The organism is Arthrobacter sp. 10T416 (genome assembly GCF_056394165.1).
The window spans coordinates 154,967-174,246 of record NZ_JBFTHI010000001.1 but is presented as its reverse complement, the minus strand read 5'-3'; the positions used below and the strand labels follow the sequence as shown (position 1 = coordinate 174,246).

Genomic DNA, 19,280 nt, shown 5'->3' with positions numbered 1-19,280 from the left:
ACAGCCGGCGGAACCGTGAAACAGGGCCCGGCGACCGTGGACAGAAGTGATTCGGGTGGTTCAGCCGGGGAGGTTGCCGGTGATGATCTTTTCCATGTTGGCCTGCAGGTAGTGCTGGCCCGCCACGCTGGGGTGGTCCCCGTCCGGCCCGATCAGCTGATCGGCCTGCCCCATGATCCATTGGTCCTGGATGGGGTCGATGAAGACAGCGCCGGCCTCGTTTGCGGCGGCCCGGTCCTCGTCGCGCACTTCGAGCCGGGACGCCTCGGGATTGTCGGTGTAGGACGGCGGCCCCACCACCACAATCTTGGCGTCGGGTGCCTTGGCGTTGATTTCTGCCAGGGTCTTGGCTGCGGCCTGTTTCAACTGGGTGGCGTCGGAGCCCATGTCGTTCTCGGAGCCGAAAATGAGTACCAGCTGGGTGGTTTTTTGAACGCTCTCATCGACCTGGGACAGGAAAGTGGAGCCGCCGTCGCCGGTACTGACGTAACCGCTGCCGTTGGCCGAGGCGTTAACGATGGAGAGCGGGTGCTGCCCTCCCCGGGTGTCACCCTGGACCAGGTTCGGCCACGCCAGGTCCGGACTCGTTCCGTGTCCGGTGCTCAGCGAGTCTCCGATGATGACCACTTGGGTGGCAGGTGCCGAGCCGGCACCCTGCGTCGCCCGTACCGGCAACGCCGGCCCCGAGGACTGCCCCCAAAATTGGGGTGCGTTCGGGGCAACGACGGCGGCCGCTCCGGTCAGTGCGGCGACCGCGACGGGCACCGCGAACAGGAGTGTTTTGCGTCGTGCGGATGGTTTCAAGAGGCTGATCCTGCAGGTGGAAGGCGGATGTAAGCGTGAACTCCAGCCTAACAGGACCCCCCGTCGCGGCTGCCTGACGCGGCCTCCCGAAACGCCGCGGGTGAGCCCGAGCTGGCCGCCCCGTGCACCGGCCTGCGACTGGACCGCCTCTACCCCCCCGGCCTTGACACGAGAGAAGTGAACCGGTTAAGTAGTCACAAACAAAACCGGTTCAGTGATGTGGATCACGACAGCAATGAGGCTCAGATGACAGTGACGATCAACGACGTGGCCCAGGCGGCCGGCGTCAGTAAAGGCGCTGTGTCCTACGCCCTCAACGGGCAGCCCGGCGTCAGCAAGGACACCAGGGACCGGATCCTCCGGGTCGCCAAGGAACTCGGCTGGACTCCGAACCTCCGCGCCAAGGGCCTGTCCTCGGCCAAGGCCTACGCGCTGGGCCTGGTGGTCGCCCGGGATCCCTCGCTTCTCGGATCCGACCCCTTCTTCCCGGCGTTCATCGCCGGCATCGAAGCGGCCCTGGCAGAACACGAGTACGCCCTGGTCCTCAGCGTCGCCACGGAGCCGGGCGCCGAGGAACGCTGCTACCGGAAACTTGTCGACAACGGCCGGGTCGACGGCGTCATCCTCACCGACGTCCGCCAGGACGATTCCCGCATCGCCCTGATGCTCGAACTGAAGCTTCCCGCCGTGACGCTCAACCGGCCGGACGCGGCGTCGCCGTATCCAGCGGTATCAGTCGACGAATCCGCCGGCATCGCTGCCGCCGTGGAACACCTGGTGGGACTCGGCCACACGCGCATCGCCCACGTCGGCGGCGGCCAGGAATACATCCACGCCCGCAGCCGCCGCAAGGCATGGGAAGACGCACTGGCCGCCGCGGGCCTGCTCCCGGACCTGTTTTCTGCGGCCGACTTCACGGCAGCCGGCGGGGTCGCCGCCACCGCAGACCTGCTCGGCCGCACCGACCGTCCCACGGCCATTGTCTATGCCAACGACCTGATGGCGACGGCGGGCCAGTCCTACGCCCAGTCCCTGGGCCTCAGCATCCCGGGCGACCTGTCCATCACCGGCTACGACAACGCCGAGTTCACGCAGTACCTGAACCCGCCGCTAACCACCCTTGCCACGGACCCCATGCTCTGGGGGCGGGTGTCGGCCCAGGTTTTGCTGGACCAGCTTGCCGGCGCGCACCGGGTTGAAGACACCACCCTCCCGGCCCCCCGCCTGGTGGCCCGGGCCTCCACCGGCCCGGCCCCAGCCCGGACCGCCGGCGCCTTCCCCTAGCCACTTCCTCTTTTATTTCTCGCACATCCTCAATACCAAACCCCTTTCCACCCCTTCCAAGGAGTCGCAATGAAGCGCTTTACCACTGCCACGCGCGTACTGTCCGTGGCCGCCCTGACGATCATGGGCGCCGGCCTTGCAGCCTGCGGCGGCGGTGCCGGCGGCAGCTCGGCGTCGTCAGCCACCACCGCCAAGGGCCCGATCAAGATCTGGTACTCGAACAACGAGTTCGAGGTTAAGTGGGGTAAGGACATGGTGGCGTCCTGGAACGCCGCCCACCCGGACCAGAAGATCGACGCCCAGGAGATCCCGGCGGGCAAGAGTTCCGAGGAAGTCATCGGAGCCGCCATCACCGCCGGGAACGCTCCCTGCCTGGTCTTCAACACCGCCCCCGTGGCCGTGCCCCAGTTCCAGAAGCAGGGCGGCCTGGTCGCCCTGGACTCGTTCCCTGACGGCGCCCAGTACATCAAGGACCGCACCGGCGACCTCGCCGGCCAGTACAAGTCCGCGGACGGCAAGACCTACCAGATGCCGTGGAAGTCCAACCCCGTGGTCCTCTTCTACAACAAGGACCTCTTCAAGAAGGCCGGCCTGGATCCGGAGAAGCCCAAGCTGGCCACCCAGGACGAGTTCCTGGACGCCGCCCGCACCATCGTGAAGTCCGGCGCCGCAGCCAAGGCCGTGTGGCCTTCCCCGGCCAGCGATTTCTTCCAGTCCTGGTTCGACTTCTACCCCTTCTACGCAGCCAACTCGCAGGGCACCCCGCTGGTCAAGGACGGCAAGGCCACCTTCGACAGCGACCAGGGCAAACAGGTCGCCACCATGTTCCAGACCCTTTACAAGGAGAACCTGGCCTCCAAGGAGGTCTACCAGGGCGATTCGTTCGCCGAGGGCAAGGCCGCGATGTCGCTGGCCGGCCTGTGGGCCATCGCCGCGTACAAGGACAAGGTCAACTGGGGCGCGGTCCCGGTTCCGGCAGCGCAGCCGCAGACTGACGGGGCCACGTTCTCCGACGCCAAGAACATCGGCATGTACTCCGCCTGCAAGAACCAGGGAACGGCCTGGGACGTCCTGAAGTTTGCCACCAGCAAGGAAGAGGACGCCAAGCTCCTCTCCGGAACCGGCCAGATGCCCATGCGCAAGGACCTGACCAGCGTCTACGCGGACTACTTCGCCAAGAACCCGCTGTACAAGCAGTTCGCCCAGCAGGCGGCCCGGACCGTTGAAGTTCCGAACGTGCCCAACTCGGTGGAGGTCTGGCAGACCTTCCGGGCGGCCTACGCCAAGTCCGTGATCTTCGGCAACGAAAGCATCGACGACTCCTTCAAGGGCGCAGCGGACAAAATCAACCAACTGGTAGCCCAGAAGTAGCGGTGAGCCCCATGTCACTTCGTTCCGTCCGCGGCGGGCCGCCCGCCGCGGGCCCGGCCGGGCGGACACCGGCCCCTCGGCCGGCGGCAAGGAAACGCCCGGGTTTCCTTGGGCGCCAGCCGCTGGGCCTGCTGTTCAGCGCCCCGTACGTTATCTACATCCTCGGCGTCCTGGCCTACCCGCTGGGGTACGCAGTGTACATCTCCTTCCACGACTTCTTCTTCACCGCCCCCGGGGTACAGGTGGACCGGCCGTTCGTGGGGCTGGATAACTACGTCACGGTCCTCTCGGACCCCGCCGTCCAGCGTTCCTTCGCGAACATCGGCGTTTTCCTGATCATCAACGTACCGCTGACCGTCGGGCTGTCCCTGGTCCTGGCCAACGCGCTCAACCGCGTCAGCAGGCTCAGGACCTTCTTCCGGGTCAGCTACTACGTCCCGTACGTCACGGCGAGCGTCGCCGTCGTGGGTGTCTGGCTCTTCCTGTTCCAGCAAAACGGCCTGGTCAACGGGCTGCTGGGGCCGCTGGCCCCGAACCCGTCATGGCTGACCAACTCCTGGCTGGCGATGCCCACCGTGGCGCTGTACGTGACGTGGAAGCAGCTGGGATTCTTCATCCTGCTGTACCTGGCCGCGCTGCAGAACATCCCGGATGAACTCTACGAGTCCGCGTCCGTGGACGGCGGAAACAAGTGGGTCCAGTTCTGGAACATCACCGTTCCGGGCGTCCGTCCGGCCAGCGTGCTGGTGACCCTGCTGGCCACCATCACCGGGGCGAACCTCTTCACCGAACCGTATCTGCTCACCGGCGGCGGCGGTCCGGACGGGGCCTCGGCGTCGCCGGTGTTCCTGATGTACCAGAAGGGCATCCTGCAGGGAAACCCCGACGTCGCCGCCGCACTCGGCGTCGTGCTGGTCATCGGTGTACTGCTTATCGCTCTGATCCAAAAACGCCTCGTGGGCGGAAAGGAGGACTGACAATGTCGACTCAGGACACTTCAACCGGCCAGGCCTCCGGGGTGGAGAAGCGCAGGAACCTCGGCGTGGGCAGCTTCGTGCTGCTCGCCGTCGGCGCCTTCGTCTTCCTCTTTCCCTTCTACTACATGTTCATCGGGTCCCTGCAGACCTCCCCCGACACGTCCGTGGGCGGTGCCTTCCCCAACCCGGGGAACATCACCGGAGAGAACTACACCAACATCAACAACTCCATCGACCTGCTCAGGGGCCTGGTCAATTCGGGGATATTCACCGGCGGTGTGATCTTCTTTACCGTCGTCTTCGGCCTGCTGGTGGGCTACGCCCTGGCGCAGATGCAGTTCCGCGGCAAGGGCCTGGTGTTCGGCATGATGCTGCTGGTCCAGATGATCCCGTTCCAGCTGCTCCTGATCCCCCTGTACGTCATGATCGTGCGGGACTACGGGCTCGCGGACACCTACATCGGCATGATCCTGCCGTTCGCGATCAACTCGACGGCGGTGTTTGTGTTCCGCCAGTACTTCCTGCAGCTGCCCTCGACGCTGTTCGAGGCCGCCCGCATCGACGGTGCGTCCGAGCTGCGGATCCTCTGGCAGATCGCCGTTCCCCTGGTCCGGCCCGCCATCGTCACGGCCGTGCTGCTGACTTTCATCGGCCCGTGGAATGAGTTCCTGTGGCCGTTCCTGGTCACCAAGGACCAGTCCCTCCAGCCGCTGGCCGTCTCACTCGCCAACTACATCTCCAACATCGCCGCGACGGCATCCAACCCGTTCGGCGCCATCCTGGCCGGCGCCTGCGTCCTGGCGGCCCCCGCCGTCGCGCTTTTCATCTTCTTCCAGCGCCAGTTCATTTCCACCAATATCGGTTCCAGCGTAAAGGGCTAATCCATGACCTCCCCCCAAACTTCCGCACTGCCCACCGTCCCGTTCACCCTCACCCGCGCCGGCGTCATTATGGCCCCGGAGCCCGGCAACGAGTTCGAGGCCGAAGGCGTCCTGAACCCGGCCAGCGGCCGGGGGCCCGACGGCGCCCTGTACCTCCTGCCCCGGCTCGTCGCCGAGGGCAACGTCTCCCGCGTGGGCTTGGCGAAGGTGACCATCGGCGACGACGGCGTGCCCACCGGCGTCGACCGCGAGGGCATTGTGCTCGCCCCCGACGAGGGCTGGGAACGCGGCACCAACAACGCCGGCACCGAGGACCCGCGCACCACGTGGGTTCCGGCGCTCGGCAAACACCTCATGACCTACGTGGCCTACGGTCCCCTGGGCCCGAGGCTGGCCTTCGCCGCCTCCGAAGATCTGCGCAGCTGGGAACGGCTGGGGCCGTGCCACTTCGGCTACCAGCCGGACCTGTCCATGGACCTGAACCTCTTCGCCAACAAGGACGCGGTCTTCTTCCCCGAACCCGTCAATGACCCCGACGGCGTCCCGTCCTTCGCGATGCTGCACCGGCCCATGTGGGATCTGGGATGGATCCGGGACGGCGAAGGCGAACACCTCCCGGCCGGCGTTACCGACAACCGGCCCGGCATCTGGATCTCCTACGTTCCGGTCGCCGAGGTGGAGCAGGACCTGCGCAACCTGGTCCACATGCGCAACCACCGCCAGGTTGCCCTGAGCGAGTTCGACTTCGAGGCCCTCAAGATCGGTGCCGGCCCCGCTCCCATCCGGGTGGACGAGGGCTGGCTGCTGATCCACCACGGCGTCTCCGGGGTGATGGCCAAATCGGACTTTGCCCAGCAGCAGAACGTGAACTACGTGGCCGCCGCCATGATCCTCGACGCCGAGGACCCCTCCAAGGTCATCGCCCGCAGCGACAAGCCCCTGCTCGCGCCGGAGACCGCTGAGGAGAAGGCCGGCATCGTCCCGAACGTTGTCTTCCCGACCGCCATCGAGAAAATCGGCGAGCAGCTCTTCGTCTTCTACGGCATGGCCGATTCAAAAATCGGCGTAGCCCGGCTGGACCGCGTCTAGAAACCGCCCCTTCGGACGCCTGCCCGCCCCGCCCCACCGCCCTAGGAGCCAGACATGACCCGCTTCACTGTTCACGCACGCCTGAGATGCGCCCCGATCGCAGTCGTCGCCTCCTTGTCCATGCTCCTGGCCGGGGTGGGGCCGGTTTCGGCGGCGCCGCAGGCCCCTGCCGCGCCGCAGACACCGGCCCCCGCGCCGCACGTCCCCTCCCCCGCCCGGCGGGCCCCGCTGACGAACTTGTCCCACCTGAACTTCCTGCTGGACACCGTTCCGCTCCGGGCGGTCGCGGGACACACCACGTACCAGATCGCCGACCGGCCCGCCGCGCAGGCGCCCTGGACGTACGCGAATAAAAACGCCGACGGCACCTACACCCGGGTTGGCGGTGGTACCAGGGACGCCGCCTCGGGCCATTGGAGCCAGGGCGCGTTCAACGCGGACGACATCGCCCGGACCGCCGTCGTGTACCTCCGCCACTGGCGGCAGACCGGGGACGCCTCCAGCCGGGAGCGCGCCTTCGAGGTGCTGCGTTCGCTGACGTACCTGCAGACCACCACCGGGCCCAACGCCGGTAACGTGGTCCTGTGGCAGCAGCCCGATGGGACACTCACGCCCAGCGCCACGCCTGCCGAACTCCCGGACCCCAGCGACTCGGCCGAGTCGTACTGGCTGGCCCGGACGGTGTGGGCGCTCGGTGAAGGCTACGCCGCGTTCAAGTCGGCCGATCCCCAGTTCGCTGCCTTCCTGCAGGCCCGGCTGAAGCTCGCCGTCACCTCCCTGGCCGGTCAGTCACTGGCCAAGTACGGGCGCTACGACGTCGCCGACGGCGCCAGGGTTCCGGCCTGGCTGATCACCGGCGGCGCGGACGCCTCCGCGGAAGCCGTGCTGGGGCTCACCGCCTACACACGGGCAGCCCCCGACGACGGCGCGGCGGCCGGTGCGCTGGCCAAACTCACCGAGGGCATCGCAGCGATGTCCGCCGGATCCGCCGGGCAGTGGCCCTTCGGGGCGATACTGCCCTGGAACCAGTCCCGGACCCTGTGGCACGCCTGGGGCGGCATGACGGCGGCCGCCGTCGCCGACGCGTCAAAGCAGCTCAAGCGTCCCGACCTCCTGGCCGCGGCGGTGCGCGACTCCGCACAGTTCACCCCGCAACTGCTGGCCGCGGGCGGACCGGACAACGCCTGGAGCCCGGTCCCGGGCGAGGCGCAGATCGCCTACGGCGTGGACTCGCGGATCGAAGGACTGGTGGCAACTGCCAAAGCAGCTGACGCACCCGGCCTAATCGACGTTGCCGCCGTCGCGGCCGGCTGGTACTTCGGCGCCAACCGCAGCGGGAAGCCCGCCTATGACCCGGCGACGGGCACCGCAATCGACGGCATCGAAACCGACGGCCGCATCAACCCCAACTCCGGCGCGGAATCCACCATCCATACCCTGCTGTCCATGCTCACCCTGGACGCCCGCCCGGCGCTCAAAGCCAAGGCCCTGGGGATCAGCCGCACCACCGGCACGGACGGCCTCCGGGTAGCCGAAGCCGAATCCGGAACCGTCACGGGCGGCACGGTGGTGAAACCGGCCTCCTCATGGACCGGCGAGGCCAACTGGTCCGCCGGCGCCTACGTCGCCCTGAACCCCGGCGGCTCGGTGGTCATCCCCGTTTCCGCATCCCAGCAGGCACGCAACGTCTACGCCGTGGTCAATCAGCGCCCCGCACCGTCCGGCACCGCCTCCTGGAAGGCCCGCGGAACAGTCCTGGGCAGCACGGCCAACGGCGGGGCCGGTGCGCAGGGCATTACAGCGGCCCCCGGCATCCTCTTCCCGTTCGCCCTCGGCCGGCCCCTGCCGGCCGGGGCGACCAGCGTCACCGGAACAACCGGAGGCGACGCCGCGATCGACGCGGTCCTGCTGCAGCCCCTGGTCTCCACGGTCTCCGTAGCTGGCCCGGCGGGTGACTCCACGCTGTACATCAGCGCCGCCCCGCAAAGCACCACCCGGCGCGTGCCCGTGCCCAGGGGCTTCCACCTGCAGCAGGAGGCCTTCGACGCGACCGGCTGGCCTGTCAGCCCCGCCCCGGACCGGACCGGCGAAGACCGATCGGGCCGCATCACCGTGGCCCCCGGAGGGTTCACCTGGGTGAACCTGGTCCGGAACTGACACCTCACTCCTACAGGAAGAACCCCATGCAGAAGATCACCACCGAGGCCCTGCGCATCACCTATGAAGCCGCGCTCACGTTCAGCAACCCCCTGACCGACACGATCTCGACCGACCAGTTCTCGGCCGAGTATCCGGAGCATCCCGAATGGGCAATCGGCCCGTTCCGCAAGGACGATGCGCTGACCTTCCGCCAGGTCGAGGACTGGGAGGACCCCGTCGGCATCGGCTGGACCGCGGACTCCATCTTCAACCCCTCCCTCATGGAGCGCGACGGAAAGCTCTACCTTTTCTACCGGGCTTCTCCACGCAAGGAATCGGTCTCCAGCCGCATCGGCGTCGCCGTCTACGATCCGGCGGCCGGGTGGCTGGATAACCCCGCCAACCCTGTGGTGTACCCCACGCTGGATAACGAGATCCTCGGATGCGAAGACCCGAAGGTTTACCGGGCCAACGGCCGCTACTACATGTTCTATAACGGGATCTGGACGATCGACCGCTCCGAGGCGGACGCCGGCCAGGACCCCGAGGTGTATCCCCTGGGCGACGTCGGGTGCGACATCAACGTTGCCGTCTCGGATGACCTCATCCACTGGGAGAAGCTCGGGCTGGCAGTCCCCCACGAGGTTTCCCGGTTTTGGGCCAAGGGCGCCGTTATCCCCCGGAACGCCCGGGGTGAAGCGGTCAAGATCGACGGGCAGTACCTGATGTACCTGTCCGAGGGATGCGGCGGCACTACCCATGTGGGACGTTCCACCGACTTCGAGACCTGGACCTTTGAGCCGCAGGACTACCTGGACCTTGGCCCGCTGCAGGGCTCCCTGCACGAAGTGGCCTGCGCCATTGTCGATGAGGACAACGGCGCAGGCACCACCCTGGTCCTGGACTTCTTCTACGGCGACGCCTACGGGCAGTTCTCCGCGGCCCAGGCCCTCTACGACGTGCGGCAGCCCTTCACCCAGAAAGCCGTGCACCGGGGAGGTTCCCTGGCGTGGGGCGGCCTGCTCAAATTCGACGGGACCTGGATGTTTGCCCAGGGCTGGGATGCCCCGTCCGGTTCCCGGGAAATGTACTTCTACCGCGCCGTCCCCGGGAACAGGCCTAAGACCAGGGCTGGCGCGGCCTAGAACTCGGTCGTCCCCCGGAGCTGCCGCGGGCGTCCGTCCGGGTCGACGATGAAGCGGTTGATGGGATCGGCCCAGAGCCGTTGGAGCGCGGTTACCGGTTCCAGGACGTGGCGCCGTGCCTGTCCCGGCGGGCGGGCCGCGGTGTGGCCGGTCTGGTGCCAGCGGTCGAGGGCCGCTACTGCGCCATTCCAGAGCTCCAGTCCGCGCGCCGGATCCTGGAGCCGGGGATCGTCCTGGTCCATTCCCAGATGTTCGGCCCAAAGCTGGCACCGAAGCTTGTGCGCCAGGGAAACGGCCGGGGCGGGGCCGTCGTTTGCGTCAGGGCCGTTGGCCTGGCTGTCTTCAGGGCCTGCCTGTTCGCCGCTGGGCGTGGTGTCCACCACGGCGCAGGTGAGCTCACTGTCCGTGGTCCACGACCGGCGGTTGAAGTTATCCGAGCCGCAGGTAAACCAGGTGTCGTCGATGATGCAGATCTTGGCGTGGATGTAGATCGGTGTTCCCGCACTGTTCTCCAGGTCGAAGATGCCCACCCTGTCCGGCGCCGCCCGGCGCAGGGCACTGATGGCGCGGGCCTGCCCGATCCGCTTTGCCGGTCCTGCCACCGGGCCATCCGTATCGGGATACCGGGGCACGACGACGATGACTGTCAGGTCCGGGTTCCGGCGCAGGGCGGCGGCGATGCCTGCGGCAATCTCCGCGGACCACAAGTACTGGTCCTCGATGTAGATCAGCGAACGGGCGCGGGCGAAAGCCTTCGCGTAGGCGCGGGCAATACTGCGTTCCCCGGCCGGCGCGAAGGGCAACGGCGGGCGTTTCACGCCGTACGTGCGCAGCAGCTGCACGGCGTGCGGGCCCGCCGGCGGCGGCGGGGGTGCAGTCGCCGGCAGCGGTCCAGGGTGGCGCGGCATCCGGGCCAGGCGCTGCAGCAGCATCCGGTAGGGGGTGTGCCGGTCCAGAGGATGGGGGTCGTTCCACCGTTCGGCGAAGACCGCCAGCACGTCGGCCACCACCGGGCCCCGCAGTTCCAGGGCGGCATCGTGCCAGGGCGGCCGCTTCCCGTACCGGGCATCCATGGTCACGGCCTGCGGGTCCCCTTTATGGCCGGCGTCGTCGCGGCGGCTGTGCGAGAGGTCCAGGCCACCCACAAAAGCAACATCCTTCGACGGGTCGTGGCGGCGTCGGATGACGAACATCTTTTGATGGTGCGAACCGAACAGCCGGACGCGCTGGTCCAGCAGCACCTCGCCGCCGGCCTCGTTAATCTCTCGGCCCAGGAGCTCGTTGGAGCGGCCGCTGATCGGGGCCGAAATGCGCTCTCCGTGGGATCTCCAGACCAAGCCGCGGACTTCCACTCCCGCCCGCGCGAGGCCGGCGAGGACATCCCCGATCGTCGGCCCGTCCGGGAGCAGCCGTTCATCGGCGTCGCCCCGCCAGTCGGTGAACCAGACACGATCGCCTGCCCGCAGGGCCGTCAGCTCCGCATGCAGCCGGGCGAAGTAGGCGGCACCATGGACAAGGGGCGTCACCAGGTTACCCTCGGACCACTCCCGTCCACCGTCCACGCCGGTGTGCACGTCGGAGGCCTGGTTCCCCCGCTCAGACCGGCTAAGGAACCAATGACCCGGGTCTTTGTCCATTCGGTGCACTTTACGGGACGCCGGGGCACACGTCTGCCCCGCGGCTCCGGAAACCCACCGTTGGTTTCGCGGGTATCGGGACGTATCGTTGACTATCGTTCGCTATTCACTAAGGAGAGCAACATGCGTAACTCGTTCCCGGCCGGCGGCTTCGGCGGCCCCAACATTGACGGCATGTGGCAGGCTGTCGAAGAACTTCGTTCACGCTTTGAAAAACGCTCCGGCACCCGCGCGGGACGGGGCGAGGTGCGCTCGGCCGTGCTGGCCCTGCTGGCGGAGCGGCCGATGCACGGCTACCAGATCATCCATGAAATCGAGGAGCGCAGCGGCGGCAGCTGGAAGCCCAGCGCCGGCTCCGTTTACCCGACCCTCCAACTGCTCGCCGACGAGGGTCTGATCCTCGCGGAGGAGTCCAACGGCCGCAAGATCTATTCCCTGACCGAGGCGGGCCGGGAAGATGCTGCCCACGCCGGGGCGTCGTCTCCCTGGGAGGCGGCCGACGGCGGGTCCGGCACCGGATTCGCCGCCCTGCCCAAGGCCGGCGTCGAGCTTGCCCAGGCAGCGTCGCTGGTGGGCCGGACCGGCACGCCGGAGCAGGTGCAGCAGGCGGTGGCAGTGCTCAATGACGCACGACGCCGGCTGTATTCGATCCTCGCCCAGGACTAGGGGGTGACGTCTGGCCGCCGGGACCGAGCAAATCCGGTGAGCGGCGCCGGGAACACCCGCGCCCGCTACCGCCGCATCCTGCGCTTCGCCGCGTGGCATCTTTCCAAGACGTGGTGGTTTGAGCTGTTCCTCCCCCGCATTGGGCTGGGCGGAATCACCGAGCGCACCAGGTCAAAAAGAATGCAGGGCTTCGCGGAGCGCTTCCACGCGCTCGCCCTGGACCTGGGTGGGCTCATGATCAAGGTGGGCCAGTTCCTGTCCTCCCGGCTCGACGTGTTGCCACCCGAGATCACCAAGGAACTCGAGGGGCTCCAGGACGAGGTTCCTCCGGTGCCGTTCGCGGACATCCGTGCCCTCGCCGAAGCCGAGCTCGGCGCGCCGCTGGAACGTGTTTTCGCCTCCGTCGAGGAGACGCCCATCGCCGCAGCCTCCCTCGGACAGGCCCACCTGGCGCGGATGCTTCCGGCGAACGCCGCCGACGCCGGCCTCGAGAGCGTTGTCCTGAAGGTGCAGCGTCCCGGCATTGATGCGATCGTCGACGTCGACCTCGCAGCCCTGCGCAAGGTAGGGGGCTGGCTCAGCCGCATCCGGCTGGTGTCACGGCGGGCGGACATGCCCGCCCTGGTGGAGGAATTCGCGCAAACCAGCCTCGAGGAAATCGATTACCTGCATGAAGCCGCGAATGCCGAACGCTTTGCGGCCGAGTTTACCGACGACCACAGGGTGGACGTTCCCGCCGTGGCCTGGGAGTGGACCACACGCCGTGTGCTCACCCTGGAGAACGTCACCGCCATCAAGATCACGGACGCCCAGGCCCTTCGTGCGGCGGGCATCGATCCCGCGGAGGTCGCTCCGGTGTTCGCGTCGGTCATGTTCGAGCAGCTCTTCACCAACGGCTTTTTCCATGCCGATCCCCACCCCGGCAACATCTTCGTCACGCCGGCATCCGATCCGGCGGCAGGGCGTCCCTGGAAGCTGACGTTCATCGACTTCGGCATGATGGGCGAGGTCCCGCCCGGCACCCGCAGCGGACTGCGGAAGCTGCTGATCGCCGCCGCCTCGCGTGACGGCCAGGGACTCGTGGCGGCGATCAGCGACATCGGCGTGCTGGTCCCCTCCGCCAACAGGGCCGAACTCGAGCGGGCCATGACGCACCTCTTCGCACGCTTTGGCGGGATGGGCTTCGCCGAACTTCGCGAGGTGGACCAACGCGAGTTCCTGGAATTCGCGGTGGAGTTCGGTGACCTCATACGCTCCCTGCCATTCCAGTTGCCCGAGAATTTCCTGCTCATCATCAGGGCCATGTCCCTGACCTCGGGCGTGTGCAGTGCATTGGATGCACGGTTCAATCTGTGGGACGCGGTGGAACCGTTTGCTGGCCAGCTGCTGCGCGACGAGCGCGGCAATATCGTGCAGGATGTGGCCCAGCAGGCGCTCGACGTCGCGGGGGCAGCCCTGCGTCTGCCGAAACGCCTCGACGGGCTCATCACCCGCTTCGAAGACGGGTCAGTTTCAGTCTCCAATCCGCGGCTGGAGCGTCAGATGGCGCGGCTGGACCGGGCTGTGCAGCGGGCGGGATCGGCGGCGGTTTTCGGCGCGCTGCTGGTGGCGGGCTCGATCGTTCTCGCCGACGACGGTGTGCTCGGCCGGGTGCTGATGATCGCCTCAGTCGTTCCGCTGCTGCACGGGCTGTGGGCCGGGCGCCGCAGACTCTGACGTCACGCCGTCGACGGCGACGGCGGGCCCTGCCTACTTGGCGGGCCGTCGGGTGAAGATCAGGTGGACCACGCCCTGCGGGGACGCGGTGGCTTCGATGTCAAAGCGCTGTTCGAGTTCTTCGAGGCCGTCCCAGAGCCGTTCCCCCCGGCCGAGGACGATCGGCACAAGAACGACGTGCATGTGGTCGATCAGGTCAGCCTCAAGGAACTGCCGGATCGTGCTGACGCCGCCGCCGATCCGGATGTCGAGGTCGCCGGCCAGGGCGCGGGCCTGCTCGAGCGCGGAAACGGGGTCGGCGTCGACGAAATGGAACGTTGTCCCGCCTTCCATTTCGAGGACCGGCCGGGGGTGGTGGGTCAGCACCACCACGGGCGTGTGGAAGACCGGGTTATCGCCCCACCAGCCCTTCCATTCCTCGTCGGCCCACGGCCCGCGCTGGGGACCGAATTTGTTCCGCCCCATGATCTCCGCGCCGATCCCGGGACCCCATGCGCTGGCGAACGCCTCATCGACACCCTGGGATCCCTCGCCTTCCCCGGGGAGCCCCATCTGCCGGAAGGTGCGCGTCTCGAAGGCCCATTTCATCAGGCGCGAACCCGCGTGGCCGAAGGGTGCCTCGAGCTGCTGGCCCTCGCCGGTGCCGAAGCCGTCGAGGGAAACCGAGAAATTGTGCACGCGGACGAGGGACATGGCATCTCCTGAAGATTGGCGGGTCGCCCTCACCTTATGGTGATCCTGCACCGCGGCTCAAGACCCGACGGAGGATGAACTTCCCGAGGCCCGTTGCGCCACGGTTCCGGGCCTAGCCTGCGGTACCCGCCTTGGCGGCGTAGGCGGTCGCTTCGGCCCGCACCTGGCGAATGTAGGCGCCGGACTGGTTATACGAATAGATGGCGTCGGTCCACCCCTGGTCTGTGCTGAGGTCACGGCCGTGGTCGCAGAGATAGGTGGCTGCGCTGAGGGCGGCGTCATCGATGTTGAACGGGTCCGCTTTCCCGTCCCCGTTTCCGTCCCGGCCTACAAGCCGCCAGGTGGTGGGGATGAACTGCATGGGCCCGACGGCGTGGTCCCAGCGCGCGTCGCCATCGAGGGCGCCTCCGTCCGTATCGGCGATGGCGGCAAACCCGTCGCCGTCAAGACTCGGGCCCACAATCGGGCCGCTCGCATGCCCGGCGGCGGTAAGGCTGCCTCCGCCGTAGGTCCCGTGCGCCGATTCAACGAAGCCGACGGCGGCCACAGTGTTCCAGCCGATGCCGCAGCCCGGAGTGGAGCTGTTAGCTGCGGACGCTGCCGCAACATAGGCCCGGAGGGCCCGGGCAGGGATCCCGGTCCCGGCCGCGGCGCGGCTCAGCCACACGGCGTCGGGATTCCGGGTCACGTTAACCGCGGAACTGATCCCGCCGGTCAGCGCTTCAAGCTTGGCCTCCGCCCGGGGCGGTGCCGAGAAAGCGGTGCGGGCGTCAACACCGGGTTGCCGGATGGCCCAGAAGGAGAATGCGGTGATGACGCCGAGGGCGAAGAGGCCGAAGACCAGCAGGCGTTTGAGGTGGAGCACTGACTAATCAAACCACCTCCGGCCGGGGGCTCTTCCGCCCGGAGCGTCTCAGGGGGTGGTGGGTGGGAATTCCGGTCAGGAAACGGCATGGATTCCGCCTCCGTGTCCTTTTTGACGCGGATTCTTGGAAGTTCTTGCTAATATCACCATCGATTGGGCATCCGCTCGTCGAAAAGGGCAAACCCGGTGCGAGCCGGGGACGCAAAGCCACGGGACCCTCGCGGTCAGCCGGGCTACCGAACAGCAAAGGTCAATGGCATGCTCCCTCTGCCCACGTTTAGGCCCCTCCCAGCCCTGCGCGGCCTGGCCGTTGCACCTACTGCGGCGCCCGCCAGCAGTAAACGTCCCGTTCAGCCAGACGCGTGCGGCTATGACATATCTGCAGCCACGGGCCGAAGACGAGTTTTGGGGGAATTGATGAGTATGACCGGCAATCTGGTACCCGGATCGTCCACGGGTATCACTCGCGTTTTATTGCGGGTTGTTGAAGAGGAGGCCGGTGCGGCTGGTGTCGACCGGATTCTGCACCGGGCCGGACTGAGCGACCGGAGGGACGTGCTCGAAAGTGCTGTGGGGAGAATTTCCTACACGGAAAAGCTGCGGCTCTTCGAAGCGGCCGCCGACGAACTGGCCAACCCCAGGATCGGGCTGCGGCTCGGTGCAACCTACTTTCAGGATCCGGGAATGGAGCGGTGGCGGCACCTGGGCCGTGAATATGGCTCGCCGGCAGTCGCGTTCCGCAGCGTCTCCCCCTTCTCGACGCGGGTTGATTCCGCGACGTTGCTCACGTGCGAACGGTCCGACGACGGCTCGGCGTCAATCAGCTGGAAAGTGCTGCCGCCTTACCAGCCCAACCGGGTCGACTGCGACAGCCAGATCGGCTTCCTCGCCCAGGTACCGGTCCTGTTCGGGTTGGCTCCCGCGCGGGTGGAGCACGGAAAGGGCTGTCAGGCGGACGGCGCAACCGAGTGCCGCTACGACATCAAGTGGGCCGTGTCCCCGCTCCAGCGCCTCAGGTCCCTGCTGCAAAAACCCGCCCGGAGTGAACCACCCGCCGACCACCGCTCGAAGACCGAACACAGGCTGAGGACTCTAGAAGGGGCCGCATCGGACCTCGCGAACAGCGAGTCCCTGGAAGACATTCTTGACCGCATCCTGGACCGAACCGACAGCGCGGTGCACGCACCGGGCCACCTGCTGGCCGTCCGAACACCCGCAGGGGGCCGGCATGTCCGGACGCGTGGATTGGGAGACGTGTTGGCAGCGGCACTGGACGGGACCGGGATCTCGCTTTCCCGCGACTCACCCGCCCTCGACGGGCTGCCTGTGGTGAGTGTTCCAGTCGAGTCCGGAAAGCATTCTTACGGAATCCTGGCCGCCGTGGCGCACAGCGGGCAACAATTCTTTCCCGGTGACACCGAGGCCCTGGCGGCCTACGCACGACACGCCGCCGTCAGCCTCGACATCGCCGGTGTTGTCGCGGAGGCCCGGGAACACGGCGAAACGGCGCGCCTATTGTTGGATGTTTCGAATTCTCTGGCCGAACACTCCACGGTGCCGTCTTTGGCCAATTCCATCGCCGACGCCGTGCCGGCCCTGTCGGGTGCCGACCGGTCGGCGATCGCACTGTGGGATCCCGAGACGGGCCGCGTACGCATAGCAGGCATGAGCGGCTGGCACGGCGGGCTCGCGGACCGGCTGGCCGCATATATCGTCGCCGCCCAGGATAGCCCGGAGCTGACGGAGCTGGTCGCCACGTGCGCACCGATGCTGGTGACCAAGGCCGGGTCGGACTGGGCGCGGGGCATGCTGGAAGAGTTCAACATTTCGGCTCTGGCCGCGGCCCCCATTATGGCCGGGAACCAGCTCGCAGGGATCGTACTGGCGCACTGGGTGGGGCCGGGCCCTGCGAGCCTGGAGGGCTCCGTCAGCGAACGCCTGGGCGGGCTGGCAGCTTTGGCTGCCATCTCGCTGGAAAAGATCCGGCTTCTTGAGGATGCCCGCCGACAGGCCCTGCATGATCCGTTAACCGGTTTGCCCAACAGGGCCCTCCTGGAGGACCGGCTGGAGGCTGCCCTCGCCAGTGCCGCCCGCACGGGAAGCCAGGTGGGCCTTCTCTTCTGCGACGTCAACCGGTTCAAGAGGATCAACGACGGCCTCGGCCACAGCGCCGGCGACACTGTACTCCGGCATATCGCTGCCCAACTGGTGGGCACCGTTCGTGACGGAGCTACCGTGGCCCGGTACAGCGGGGATGAGTTCGTCGTCCTGGTACCCGAGATCGACACGTTGTCGGACCTCGACCGGATTGCCGACGAGATCCGGTCGAGCCTGGCCCACCCGGTTGAGATCGACGGCAGGAAGGTCTTCCTCGACGTCGCCATTGGATGCACGGTGGGCGGCGCCTCCCCTGGCGGTGACCCTGGCTCGCACGCTGAATCGGGCCGGCGTCTGGTCGCGAAAGCGGACTTTGAGATGTACCGGGCGAAAGCACGGGCGCGTGGCCACACTCCGCCCAAGGTTCAGCGCCAGGACTACCTGCGGCTCGAGAGCGATCTGCGGGGCGCAGCCGCCCGCGGTGAGCTGCGCGGTCATTTCCAGCCGCAAATTGACACGATCACTAAAGCCGTAGTCGCCGCGGAAGCGCTCGTCCGGTGGGAACACCCCGACCTCGGCTGGCTGGCACCGGGCGAGTTCATTCCGCTGGCCGAAGACAGCAACCTGATCGCCGAGGTCGGCGCCCATGTGCTCTCTGAGGCCTGCCGGACGGGCGCCAGCTGGCAGGCAGCCGGCCACACAATCGATATAGCCGTGAACGTGTCCTCGGCCCAACTCAGCGACGCCGGCTTCCCCGCCCTCGTCCGGGAAACCTTGGCACAAACCGGGTTCACTGCCGCCGCCCTCACCTTGGAGGTCACCGAGTCCCAAGCTATGACCGACTCCCCCGTGAACGACCGCAACCTTCGGGAACTTCGCGAACTCGGCGTGGGAATTTCCATCGACGATTTCGGGACGGGCTTTTCTTCCTTGGCCCAGCTCCACAGGTTGCCGGTCACAGAGGTCAAGATCGACCGGTCGTTCGTCACCCGGCTCGGCGAAGACGGTTCTGACGCCTTCGTCGCCGGAATCCTCGGACTCGCCAGGGGCCTTGGCCTGCTGGTCGTCGCGGAGGGGGTCGAGACGGCTGATCAGCTCTCCGCCCTGACCCGCATGGGCTGCGACCGGGCCCAGGGCTACCTTCTCGGCAAACCCATGGAGGCCCGGGACCTGGAAAAACACCTTGGACGGACGTGTCCCGCCCCGCCCGTCAAAGAACAGGCCACCCCCGCTCCCGTCGGGGTCACCTGGACGCTCACGACCGACGCCAGGGAGGCCCGGCAACTCATTCAAGCAGCCGCCGGAGCAGCCGGCTACAGGGTAGAACCGAGCGAGGGGAACGAACTCCGGCTCCACGTCCCCCGGTCTATCCGCCGCCGTCGTCGTCCTGCGCGGTTGGCCGGTACCGTAACAGCCGCCGGACAGCGCACCGATGTCCGCTGGACTTCGGACGACGCCGGTCCGGAACTCCACGCTGTACTGCTTGAAGCCGAGGAGCATCTTCCGGAGGGGCTCGTGTACTCCCACGGCCTCAAGAACGCAGCGGAACGTGCGGGGCTTAAATTCGACGACAGACACGCCATTCGCCGGATCGTCAACCTCCTGGACGCACACGACGTCGTCCGCGCGGCAGGGCGGGGGCACCTTAACGGCGCCGTCGGCTTCCTCGTCCTCACGCAGACGAGGCTCATCTTCGTCCCGGATGGACCAGACGCCGCCAGTGGGGTCACCGACCTGCCGCAGACCTCGATCGAGTCGATCCAGCTCGGCAAGCGAAGTTCCGGGGAGATCCTGAAAATTTCAGCGGCGGGACGAATCCTGGAGGTCAGCCGGCTCGGGCACGGGGAAGGCCACGGCATAGCAAGAAGCTTCCGGGAGATCGGGGCCGAACGTCAACGCACCCCGGAGTAGCCCAC

At 67.4% G+C, this 19,280-nt stretch carries 14 protein-coding genes and 1 riboswitch; of the genes, 10 read left to right on the top strand and 4 right to left on the bottom strand.

Going from position 1 to position 19,280, the window contains the following annotated elements; all coding sequences use genetic code 11:
• Positions 1-60: 60 nt before the first annotated feature.
• The gene (locus tag AC1DBE_RS00780) at positions 61-804 is read right to left on the bottom strand and encodes an SGNH/GDSL hydrolase family protein (RefSeq protein ID WP_476903425.1); all 744 of its coding nucleotides are present in this window, start codon (positions 802-804) and stop codon (positions 61-63) included.
• A 246-nt stretch (positions 805-1,050) separates the two neighbouring features.
• Here AC1DBE_RS00780 and AC1DBE_RS00775 point away from each other — a divergent pair, with 246 nt between their 5' ends.
• From AC1DBE_RS00775 to AC1DBE_RS00745, 7 genes are all read left to right on the top strand, one after another.
• Entirely contained in the window at positions 1,051-2,088 is a 1,038-nt protein-coding gene (locus tag AC1DBE_RS00775) for a LacI family DNA-binding transcriptional regulator (RefSeq protein WP_476879283.1), read from the top strand.
• A gap of 69 nt (positions 2,089-2,157) precedes the next feature.
• Positions 2,158-3,459, top strand: a complete 1,302-nt coding sequence (locus tag AC1DBE_RS00770) for an ABC transporter substrate-binding protein (protein WP_476969312.1) — start codon at positions 2,158-2,160, stop codon at positions 3,457-3,459.
• A gap of 11 nt (positions 3,460-3,470) precedes the next feature.
• Positions 3,471-4,436: a carbohydrate ABC transporter permease gene (locus AC1DBE_RS00765; protein WP_476879285.1), complete on the top strand. Its 966-nt coding sequence runs from the start codon at positions 3,471-3,473 to the stop codon at positions 4,434-4,436.
• A gap of 2 nt (positions 4,437-4,438) precedes the next feature.
• On the top strand, positions 4,439-5,317 hold the full coding sequence (locus AC1DBE_RS00760) for a carbohydrate ABC transporter permease (RefSeq protein ID WP_476879286.1): 879 nt from the start codon (positions 4,439-4,441) through the stop codon (positions 5,315-5,317).
• A 3-nt stretch (positions 5,318-5,320) separates the two neighbouring features.
• The gene (locus AC1DBE_RS00755) at positions 5,321-6,406 is read left to right on the top strand and encodes a glycoside hydrolase family 130 protein (RefSeq protein WP_476969311.1); all 1,086 of its coding nucleotides are present in this window, start codon (positions 5,321-5,323) and stop codon (positions 6,404-6,406) included.
• A 54-nt stretch (positions 6,407-6,460) separates the two neighbouring features.
• A complete protein-coding gene (locus tag AC1DBE_RS00750; RefSeq protein ID WP_476879288.1) occupies positions 6,461-8,563 on the top strand; it encodes a hypothetical protein in 2,103 nt (700 codons plus the stop codon).
• Between the two features lie 26 nt (positions 8,564-8,589).
• Complete coding sequence (locus AC1DBE_RS00745) at positions 8,590-9,690, top strand: glycoside hydrolase family 130 protein (RefSeq protein WP_476969310.1); 1,101 nt, start codon at positions 8,590-8,592, stop codon at positions 9,688-9,690.
• Here the strand turns inward: AC1DBE_RS00745 and AC1DBE_RS00740 are convergent.
• Positions 9,687-11,327: a phospholipase D family protein gene (locus AC1DBE_RS00740; RefSeq protein WP_476879290.1), complete on the bottom strand. Its 1,641-nt coding sequence runs from the start codon at positions 11,325-11,327 to the stop codon at positions 9,687-9,689. The genes AC1DBE_RS00745 and AC1DBE_RS00740 overlap by 4 nt on opposite strands.
• Positions 11,328-11,450: 123 nt before the next feature.
• Between AC1DBE_RS00740 and AC1DBE_RS00735 the strand changes: the two genes are divergently transcribed.
• Both AC1DBE_RS00735 and AC1DBE_RS00730 read left to right on the top strand, forming a co-directional pair.
• On the top strand, positions 11,451-11,993 hold the full coding sequence (locus AC1DBE_RS00735; protein WP_476879291.1) for a PadR family transcriptional regulator: 543 nt from the start codon (positions 11,451-11,453) through the stop codon (positions 11,991-11,993).
• Positions 11,994-11,996: 3 nt separating this feature from the next.
• Positions 11,997-13,709 carry an ABC1 kinase family protein gene (locus AC1DBE_RS00730; protein WP_476903427.1) on the top strand — a complete coding sequence of 571 codons (1,713 nt, stop codon included), beginning with the start codon at positions 11,997-11,999 and terminating at the stop codon, positions 13,707-13,709.
• A 33-nt stretch (positions 13,710-13,742) separates the two neighbouring features.
• Here the strand turns inward: AC1DBE_RS00730 and AC1DBE_RS00725 are convergent, their stop codons facing one another.
• Together AC1DBE_RS00725 and AC1DBE_RS00720 are read right to left on the bottom strand one after the other, a co-directional pair.
• A complete protein-coding gene (locus AC1DBE_RS00725; protein WP_476903428.1) occupies positions 13,743-14,402 on the bottom strand; it encodes a dihydrofolate reductase family protein in 660 nt (219 codons plus the stop codon).
• 112 nt (positions 14,403-14,514) lie between these two features.
• On the bottom strand, positions 14,515-15,267 hold the full coding sequence (locus AC1DBE_RS00720; RefSeq protein WP_476880158.1) for a lytic transglycosylase domain-containing protein: 753 nt from the start codon (positions 15,265-15,267) through the stop codon (positions 14,515-14,517).
• A 166-nt stretch (positions 15,268-15,433) separates the two neighbouring features.
• A riboswitch (cyclic di-GMP riboswitch) is annotated at positions 15,434-15,508 on the top strand.
• Between the two features lie 314 nt (positions 15,509-15,822).
• On the opposite strand from AC1DBE_RS00720, the gene AC1DBE_RS00715 reads away from it, so the two are divergent.
• Positions 15,823-19,275, top strand: coding sequence for a putative bifunctional diguanylate cyclase/phosphodiesterase (locus tag AC1DBE_RS00715; RefSeq protein ID WP_476969309.1), 3,453 nt, complete (start codon positions 15,823-15,825; stop codon positions 19,273-19,275).
• Positions 19,276-19,280 lie beyond the last annotated feature (5 nt).

What these genes read in the sequence shown, in the direction of transcription:
- AC1DBE_RS00725 (WP_476903428.1), bottom strand. Translation starts at nt 14,402, where the DNA reads ATGTCCCTCGTCCGCGTGCACAATTTCTCGGTTTCCCTCGACGGCTTC.
- AC1DBE_RS00735 (WP_476879291.1), top strand. Translation starts at nt 11,451, where the DNA reads ATGCGTAACTCGTTCCCGGCCGGCGGCTTCGGCGGCCCCAACATTGAC.
- AC1DBE_RS00765 (WP_476879285.1), top strand. Translation starts at nt 3,471, where the DNA reads ATGTCACTTCGTTCCGTCCGCGGCGGGCCGCCCGCCGCGGGCCCGGCC.
- AC1DBE_RS00755 (WP_476969311.1), top strand. Translation starts at nt 5,321, where the DNA reads ATGACCTCCCCCCAAACTTCCGCACTGCCCACCGTCCCGTTCACCCTC.
- AC1DBE_RS00750 (WP_476879288.1), top strand. Translation starts at nt 6,461, where the DNA reads ATGACCCGCTTCACTGTTCACGCACGCCTGAGATGCGCCCCGATCGCA.
- AC1DBE_RS00740 (WP_476879290.1), bottom strand. Translation starts at nt 11,327, where the DNA reads ATGGACAAAGACCCGGGTCATTGGTTCCTTAGCCGGTCTGAGCGGGGG.
- AC1DBE_RS00745 (WP_476969310.1), top strand. Translation starts at nt 8,590, where the DNA reads ATGCAGAAGATCACCACCGAGGCCCTGCGCATCACCTATGAAGCCGCG.
- AC1DBE_RS00760 (WP_476879286.1), top strand. Translation starts at nt 4,439, where the DNA reads ATGTCGACTCAGGACACTTCAACCGGCCAGGCCTCCGGGGTGGAGAAG.
- AC1DBE_RS00770 (WP_476969312.1), top strand. Translation starts at nt 2,158, where the DNA reads ATGAAGCGCTTTACCACTGCCACGCGCGTACTGTCCGTGGCCGCCCTG.
- AC1DBE_RS00775 (WP_476879283.1), top strand. Translation starts at nt 1,051, where the DNA reads ATGACAGTGACGATCAACGACGTGGCCCAGGCGGCCGGCGTCAGTAAA.